Raw genomic sequence first — 7,971 nt, 5'->3', positions numbered from 1 at the left:
TTGCGCCCATTGTGCAATATTCCCCACTGCTGCCTCCCGTAGGAGTCTGGGCCGTATCTCAGTCCCAGTGTGGCCGGACACCCTCTCAGGCCGGCTACCCGTCGTCGCCTTGGTAGGCCGTCACCCCACCAACAAGCTGATAGGCCGCGGGCCCATCCCACACCGCAAAAGCTTTCCACCAAAAGACATGCGTCTAAAGGTCCTATCCGGTATTAGACCCAGTTTCCCAGGCTTATCCCGAAGTGCAGGGCAGATTGCCCACGTGTTACTCACCCGTTCGCCACTCGAGTACCTCCGAAGAGGCCTTTCCGTTCGACTTGCATGTGTTAAGCACGCCGCCAGCGTTCGTCCTGAGCCAGGATCAAACTCTCCAAACAAAAACTCCTCGATAAACGAGGTGAATTTACAATCAGAGAAAATCTGACCTAACAAAAAGACACCAAATAACTGGCATCAAAAGTTTCCATACCCACACACGGGGGGTGTTAGGTATGGCCAAAAAAACAACAACAAAATAAAAAGACCAAACACACTATTGAGTTCTCAAACAACACTTGTTTCGCCCGTTTTGGGGCAACCCTGCCAGCTTAATACAAGTCCGGCAGTGGAGTCAACTCCCAGATTTTGGTCTTCGAGAGACCGTGTCGGGAGCAGCCGTGCCAGGCTAGTACCAATCCAGCGAGGGAGTCAAGGCCCCGATCTCGTCCACCTTTGCGTTGGTGACCGCTCTTGTGGGGCACTGACTTTGGTTACTGTACCCGCTCGATCTCCGCTCCCAAAATCGCCAGGTTTTCCACGAACAACGGGTAGCCGCGATCGATGTGGAAGACGTCGTGGACCTCGGTGTCTCCGTCGGCGACGAGCCCCGCCAACACCAGGCCGGCGCCGGCCCGAATGTCCGAGCACCACACCGGTGCGCTCGACAATTGCGGCAGCCCGCGGACGACGGCATGGTGCCCGTCGGTGCGGGCGTCGGCGCCCAGACGAATCATTTCTTCAACGAACCGAAAGCGCGCCTCGAACACGTTCTCGGTGATCATCGACGTGCCGTCGGCGATCGACGCCAGCGCGATCGCCATTGGCTGCAAGTCGGTGGGAAATCCGGGAAACGGCAGGGTCGCCACATTGACCGCCTTCGGGCGCTCGTACTGAGTCACCCGGAAGCTGTTCTCCGTTTGGGTCACCGTCCCGCCGGCGTCGTGCAGTTTGTGCAGCACGACCTGCAGGTGCGCCGGATCAACGCCGGTCACCGAGATGTCTCCGCGGGTCATCGCCGCGGCGATGCCCCACGTGGCGGCGACGATGCGATCCCCGATGACGCGATGTTCGGTCGGGTGCAGCCGCGGGACGCCGGTGATGGTCATGGTCGGCGAACCCGCGCCTTCGACCTGCGCACCCATCTGGTTCAACATCGTGCACAGATCGACGACATCGGGTTCACGTGCGGCGTTATGGATCGTCGTGACGCCCTCAGCCACGACAGCGGCCATCAGGATGTTCTCGGTCGCCCCCACCGACGGAAACTCCAACTGGATCTCCGCGCCACGCAACGTATCAGCCTGTGCCACCACGCATCCGTGCTCGATGTTGCATTGCGCGCCCAGCTGGCGCAGGCCGGCCTGGTGCATGTCCAGCGGCCGTGACCCGATCGCGTCTCCCCCCGGGAGAGCGACGCGGGCCCGCTTGCACCGGCCGACCAGCGGCCCCAGCACGCACACCGAAGCCCGGAACTGTCGCACCGCGGCGAAGTCGGCATCGTATTTCGGCTCATCAGGAGAGGTGATTCGGGCGACGTCTCCGTCGAGTTCGACGGTTGCGCCCAGGCCGCGCAGCACCTCCGCCATCAGCGGCACATCGAGGATGTCGGGGCAGTTGGTGATGGTGCTGGTGCCTTCGGCCAGCAACGTCGCGGCCATCAGCTTGAGCACGCTGTTCTTTGCGCCCCCCACCGCGACTTCGCCTGACAAGCGGTTACCGCCGGTCACCACGAATCGCTCAGCCACCCGGGTCAGTCTAGTGAAGGGGTATCGGCTTGTCAGTCGGCCAGCCTGGCGATCGAGCCAAGTCTCGGCCCCTTCACGCGCCGCAGTACCGTTTGCTCATGGCAGTACACCTGACTCGCATCTATACGCGGACCGGCGACGATGGCACCACGGGATTGAGTGACTTCTCGCGGGTCCCCAAAACCGACCCCCGCCTGGTCGCTTACGCCGACTGTGACGAGGCCAACTCGGCGATCGGCGTCGCCGTCGCCGTCGGTCAGCCCGACGAACAGCTCACGGCCGTGTTGCGCCAGATCCAGAATGACCTCTTCGACGCCGGCGCGGATCTATCCACCCCGGTGGTCGAGAACCCCGAATATCCGGCGCTGCGGGTCACCCAGCCATACATCGATCGGCTCGAAAACTGGTGTGACACATATAACGAGTCGTTGCCGAAGTTGAATTCCTTTATATTGCCCGGTGGTTCGTCGTTGTCGGCGTATTTGCACGTCGCCCGCACCGTGGTGCGTCGGGCCGAGCGCTCGGCATGGGCCGCGGTCGGTGCCGCGCCGCAGCAAGTCAACGTCTTGCCCGCGAGGTACCTGAACCGCCTTTCGGACCTACTTTTCATCCTGTCGCGGGTGGCCAATCCCGATGGCGATGTGCTCTGGAAGCCGGGCGGCGGGGAAGCCGTCACGAGTTAGCCGAAGCGGCAATGCGTTTGGTGTGCGTCCTAGATACTGCGCCGGCGTGAACGCGGCGACGGACGCGACTCCAGCCAAGACAAGAACGCGGTCAAAGCGCCCTTGTCGAACGCGATCTCATAGCCAGACCTGCGATCCTGGGTCGTATCGCGCAGTTCGATGACGACAATCTCGTCGGTCATGATGTCGAACTCGTCGCCGCGGGGCGCCCGTCTGGCCACGATCTCCACGCCTCGCCGGCTCAGCCGTCGGTCCGGCCACAATCTCAGACTGGAGAGCCGGTAGAACGCGGCTTCGCCGCCGCGGTAACGGATCACCCCGTGACGCCAGCCGTGACCACCCTCCGCGGGAAAGTCTCGCATGATCCCCGCCGTGCCGCCCTGACGCAGCTTCCACAGCCGATAACTCAGCGCAACGACTGCGGCCGCCAGCACGACGACGAGCACGACCATGCCGGCCATGGGCGCGCTCATCGGCGGTTAGTCGATCGCGCCGACGGCGCGCAATCTTGCGCGCCCTCTGGCGGCGATACGAGGATCGTCCGACTCAGACGCCTCTCTGGCGGCGCTCTCGTCGATCTCCGACTCGAATTCGGCGGATTCGGCGAGGATGGTCACCGTCTCCTCGGTGACCGACAGGAATCCGCCGTCCACCGCGATCCGTAGATCGTCTTCGCCCTCTCTTTCGACGCGCACCATTGCGTCGTCGACCAATTGCGCTACCAGTGGGATGTGGCGCGGCAGGATGCCGATCTCACCGACGGTGGTGCGGGTGAACAGAAAGGTTGCCTCACCCGACCAGATTTTCCGGTCGACGGCGACGATCTCAATATTCAATTCGGCCATGCCACAGACCCCTTCGATAGCTTCCGACCCCGTTGCGGCCCAGCTGCAGGTTAGAGCTTGGCGCCAAGGGTCTCTGCCTTCTTGGCCAAGTCGTCCAGGCCACCGATCAAGAAGAAGGCCTGCTCGGGCACGTGGTCGAACTCGCCCTTGGTCAGACGGTCGAATGCCTCGATGGTCTCCTTCAGCGGAACCGTCGAACCCGGCTGACCGGTGAACTGCTCGGCGGCCATCATGTTCTGCGACAGGAACCGCTCGATGCGCCGCGCGCGCTGCACGAGCTGCTTGTCTTCTTCGGACAGCTCGTCGATACCGAGGATCGCGATGATGTCCTGAAGGTCCTTGTACCGCTGCAGGATCCGGATGACCTCCTGCGCCACGGCGTAGTGCTCGTCACCGACGACCGCCGGGTCGAGGATGGTCGAGCTGGACGCAAGCGGGTCCACCGCGGGGAAGATGCCCTTGGAGAAGACCGCACGTGATAGCTCGGTGGTGGCGTCCAGGTGCGCGAAGGTGGTCGCCGGCGCCGGGTCCGTGTAGTCGTCGGCGGGCACGTAGACCGCCTGCATCGAGGTAATCGACCGGCCACGGGTCGAGGTGATGCGCTCCTGCAACTCGCCCATCTCGTCGGCCAGCGTGGGCTGATAGCCCACGGCCGACGGCATACGACCGAGCAGCGTCGACACCTCCGAACCGGCCTGGGTGAACCGGAAGATGTTGTCGATGAACAACAGCACGTCCTGGCCCGCCTCGTCGCGGAACCACTCGGCCATGGTCAGCGCGGAGAGCGCCACTCGCATGCGGGTGCCGGGCGGCTCGTCCATCTGACCGAACACCAGCGCGGTGTCCTTGAGCACGTCGGCTTCCTGCAGCTCGACCCAGAGGTCATTGCCCTCGCGGGTGCGCTCCCCCACGCCGGCGAACACCGAAGTACCACCGAAGTTGCGGGCAATACGGTTGATCATCTCCTGGATGAGCACCGTCTTGCCCACGCCCGCGCCGCCGAACAGCGCGATCTTGCCACCACGCACATACGGGGTGAGCAGATCGACGACCTTCAGCCCGGTCTCGAGCATCTCGGTACGAGGCTCGAGCTCTTCGAACGGCGGTGGCTTGCGGTGAATCGACCAGTGCTCGAAATCTTCCCCGTAGCCCGGCTTGTCCAGGCAGTGCCCCAGCGCGTTGAACACGTGGCCCTTGACCTCTTGGCCGACCGGCACCGAGATCGAACGACCGGTGTCGGTCACCTCCACGCCACGCACCAGGCCGTCGGTGGGCTGCAGCGAGATGGTGCGCACCAAGTTGTCCCCGAGGTGCTGAGCGACCTCGAGCGTGAGCGTCTTCGCCAGTTCCTCGAACGTGATATCCGCATGCAATGCGTTGAACAACGCCGGCACGGAACCCCGGGGGAATTCGACGTCGACCACCGGTCCGGTGACCCGTACCACCCGGCCGCTGGTGTCGCTCTTAGCCGACTTCGTGGACTTCTCGTCGGTTGCTGTAGTAGCAGGCATAGTTTCTTTCGCTTCCTCGTGGTACTGCCTAGCGGGCATCGGCGAGCGCGTTTGCGCCACCGACGATTTCGCTAATCTCCTGGGTGATCTGGGCCTGCCGCTCGCGGTTCGCCATCAGCGTCAGGGCCTTGATGAGGTCATCTGCGTTGTCGGTGGCCGACTTCATCGCGCGTTGGCGCGAGGCCAGCTCCGACGCCGCGGCTTCGAGCAGCGCCTCGTAAACGCGGGTGGTCAGGTAACGGGGCAACAGCGACTCGAAAAGCGTTGTCGCATCCGGCTCGAACGAATACAAGGTCCGCACCTCGGGCTGCTGTTCCTCGACGTATTCGACCACCATGGGGGCGATCCGGTGGGCGACCGCCGACTGCGACAACATCGACTTGAACTCGCTGAAGACGATGTGCAACTCGTCGACGCTCTCGACGTCAGATTGACTCTCGTCGTCGTCGCCGGTGCCCAGCATGAACGCATCGACCAGGGTCTCGGCAATCTCGGCGGCGTTCTCGTATTGCGGTTGCTCGGAAAAGCCCGTCCAGGATCCGCTGAGGTCCCAGTTGCGGAACTTGTAGTAATTCAGCGCTTTACGGCCCACGGTGTAGAGCACCGGCTCCTTACCTTGTTCCCGCAGCAAGGAAAAGAGCTCCTCGGCGCGACGGAAGATGCTCGCGTTGTAGGCACCGCACAGACCACGGTCGGACGTCACCACCAGCACCCCCACCCGCTTGGGTTCTGGCCGCTCGACGAGCAATGGATGATCCAGGGCGGCCTCGGCGGCCAGCGTGGTGAGCATCGCGGTGATCTGGAAGGCGTACGGCCGAGCCGAGCCGAGCCGAGCCTGCGCCCGCCCGATACGCGACGTCGCGATCAACTCCTGGGCCTTGGTGATCTTTTTGATCGACCCGGCCGAGCGGATGCGTCCGCGCAATTCACGAAGTGTGGCAGCCATCGCTTGCTACTTCTTTGCCTTCTTCTTCGGCGCAGGCTTCTTGACCTTCACCGATTCCTTTTCCAGCTCCCCCTCGTCGAGCGCTTCGACATGCTCGTCGGGCACCACCGATCCACCACCGGTCGCGGCGAAGCCCTTCTTGAAGTTCTTGATGACCTTCTCGAGTTCTTCGGCCGCCTCGTCGGAGAGCTTCTGGGTGTCTCGGATCCCCGACAGGATCTTCTCTTCGGAGGCTCGGATGTGGTCCAGCAGTTCGGTTTCGAAGCGCCGAACGTCCTCCACGGGCACCGAGTCCAGGTGACCACCGGTACCGAGGAAGATCGAGATCACTTGCTCCTCAACGGGCATGGGCTGGTACTGCGGCTGCTTGAGCAGCTCGACCAGCCGCGCACCACGGTCCAGCTGGGCTTTCGACGTCGCGTCGAGGTCAGAGGCGAAGGCGGCGAAGGATTCCAATTCGCGGTATTGCGACAGGTCCAAACGCAGCGAACCGGCCACCTCCTTCATCGCCTTGATCTGCGCCGCACCACCTACGCGCGACACCGAGACGCCGACGTTAATGGCCGGCCGCACACCCTGGTTGAACAGGTCGGACTCCAGGAAGCACTGCCCGTCGGTAATCGAGATGACGTTGGTGGGGATGTAAGCCGAGATGTCGTTGGCCTTGGTCTCGATGATCGGCAAGCCGGTCATCGAGCCGCCACCGAGTTCGTCGGAAAGCTTGGCGCAGCGCTCCAAAAGCCTTGAGTGCAGGTAGAACACGTCACCCGGGTAGGCCTCGCGGCCGGGTGGGCGGCGCAGCAGCAGCGAGATCGCGCGGTAGGCCTCGGCCTGCTTGCTCAGGTCGTCGAAGACGATCAGCACGTGCTTGCCGTCATACATCCAGTGCTGGGCGATCGCCGAACCCGTGTAGGGCGCAAGCCATTTGAACCCGGCGGAGTCGGAGGCCGGCGCCGCGACGATGGTGGTGTAGTCCATCGCGCCACCCTCTTCGAGGGCACGGCGGACCGAGGCGATCGTGGTGCCCTTTTGGCCGATGGCCACGTACACGCAGCGCACCTGCTTGCGCTCGTCGCCGGTCTCCCAGTTCTGGCGCTGGTTGAGGATGGTGTCCACGCAGACCGCCGTCTTGCCGGTCTTACGGTCGCCGATGATCAGCTGGCGCTGGCCGCGGCCGATGGGGGTCATCGCGTCGATGGCCTTGATCCCGGTCTGCAGCGGCTCTTTCACGCTTTGCCGCTGAACCACCGAGGGTGCCTGGATCTCCAGTGCGCGCCGGACATCGGTTTCGATGTCGCCCTGGCCGTCGATCGGCTGGCCCAACGGGTTGACCACTCGGCCCAGGAACCCGTCGCCGACGGGCACCGAGAGGACCTCGCCGGTGCGCTTGACCTGCTGGCCCTCTTCGATTTTCTCGAAGTCACCCAGGATCACCGCGCCGACGTTGTGCTCGTCGAGGTTGAGCGCGACCCCGAGCACGCCACCGGGGAACTCGAGCAGCTCCTGGGTCATCACGGACGGCAGGCCTTCGACGTGGGCGATGCCGTCACCGGCATCGACGACGGCACCGACCTCTTCGCGCGAGGTGTCGGAGGTGAAAGAGCCTACGTACTCCTCGATGGCGCTCTGAATGTCATCAGCGGAGATTGTCAACTCGGCCATGGCTTTTCGTCTTCCTACTTGATCTTCGTGTCGCGTGTGTCGGAAAAGTTTGTGATTGCTCTGTCTTGGTCAGTCGGGCAACTGAGCCTCGGCTGCGATCAGACGGGATGAGAGTGACCCGTCGATGACTTCGTCAGCCACGGCGATGCGCAACCCACCCAGCAGTTCGGAATCGATCTGCAGCTGCACCGACACCGGGTGACCGTAGATGCGGCTGAGCACCTCGGTGAGGCGAGTGCGCTGAGCGTCGCTCAGTTCGGCTGCCGCACTGACTTGCGCGACGACTTCGCCGCGGCGCGCCACCGCAACCTCTGCCAGGAA

8 protein-coding genes and 1 rRNA gene are annotated in these 7,971 nt (G+C 63.5%); 1 reads left to right on the top strand and 8 read right to left on the bottom strand.

Annotated features, from left to right (window positions below; genetic code table 11):
- Positions 1-377: ribosomal RNA gene (locus Q0W90_RS21310) — 16S ribosomal RNA — on the bottom strand; the annotation flags it as partial.
- Positions 378-749: 372 nt separating this feature from the next.
- Entirely contained in the window at positions 750-2,003 is a 1,254-nt protein-coding gene (gene murA, locus Q0W90_RS21305) for a UDP-N-acetylglucosamine 1-carboxyvinyltransferase (protein WP_297598831.1), read from the bottom strand.
- A gap of 98 nt (positions 2,004-2,101) precedes the next feature.
- On the opposite strand from murA, the gene Q0W90_RS21300 reads away from it, so the two are divergent.
- Complete coding sequence (locus tag Q0W90_RS21300; RefSeq protein WP_297598833.1) at positions 2,102-2,686, top strand: cob(I)yrinic acid a,c-diamide adenosyltransferase; 585 nt, start codon at positions 2,102-2,104, stop codon at positions 2,684-2,686.
- Between the two features lie 29 nt (positions 2,687-2,715).
- Here Q0W90_RS21300 and Q0W90_RS21295 read toward each other — a convergent pair whose 3' ends face one another.
- The 6 genes from Q0W90_RS21295 to Q0W90_RS21270 form a co-directional block, all read right to left on the bottom strand.
- Positions 2,716-3,159 carry a DUF2550 domain-containing protein gene (locus Q0W90_RS21295; RefSeq protein WP_297598835.1) on the bottom strand — a complete coding sequence of 148 codons (444 nt, stop codon included), beginning with the start codon at positions 3,157-3,159 and terminating at the stop codon, positions 2,716-2,718.
- Positions 3,160-3,165: 6 nt separating this feature from the next.
- On the bottom strand, positions 3,166-3,531 hold the full coding sequence (locus Q0W90_RS21290) for a F0F1 ATP synthase subunit epsilon (RefSeq protein WP_293048348.1): 366 nt from the start codon (positions 3,529-3,531) through the stop codon (positions 3,166-3,168).
- Between the two features lie 50 nt (positions 3,532-3,581).
- Positions 3,582-5,042: a F0F1 ATP synthase subunit beta gene (gene atpD, locus Q0W90_RS21285; protein WP_297598838.1), complete on the bottom strand. Its 1,461-nt coding sequence runs from the start codon at positions 5,040-5,042 to the stop codon at positions 3,582-3,584.
- A gap of 28 nt (positions 5,043-5,070) precedes the next feature.
- Positions 5,071-5,988, bottom strand: coding sequence for a F0F1 ATP synthase subunit gamma (locus Q0W90_RS21280; RefSeq protein WP_297776408.1), 918 nt, complete (start codon positions 5,986-5,988; stop codon positions 5,071-5,073).
- Between the two features lie 6 nt (positions 5,989-5,994).
- Positions 5,995-7,650, bottom strand: coding sequence for a F0F1 ATP synthase subunit alpha (atpA, locus tag Q0W90_RS21275; RefSeq protein ID WP_297776405.1), 1,656 nt, complete (start codon positions 7,648-7,650; stop codon positions 5,995-5,997).
- A gap of 69 nt (positions 7,651-7,719) precedes the next feature.
- The coding region (locus Q0W90_RS21270) for a F0F1 ATP synthase subunit delta (protein ID WP_297776403.1) at positions 7,720-7,971 on the bottom strand (252 nt) is incomplete at its 5' end.

The organism is Mycobacterium sp., assembly GCF_025933915.1.
GTDB lineage: Bacteria > Actinomycetota > Actinomycetes > Mycobacteriales > Mycobacteriaceae > Mycobacterium.
This window is presented reverse-complemented; position numbering and strand designations above follow the sequence as displayed.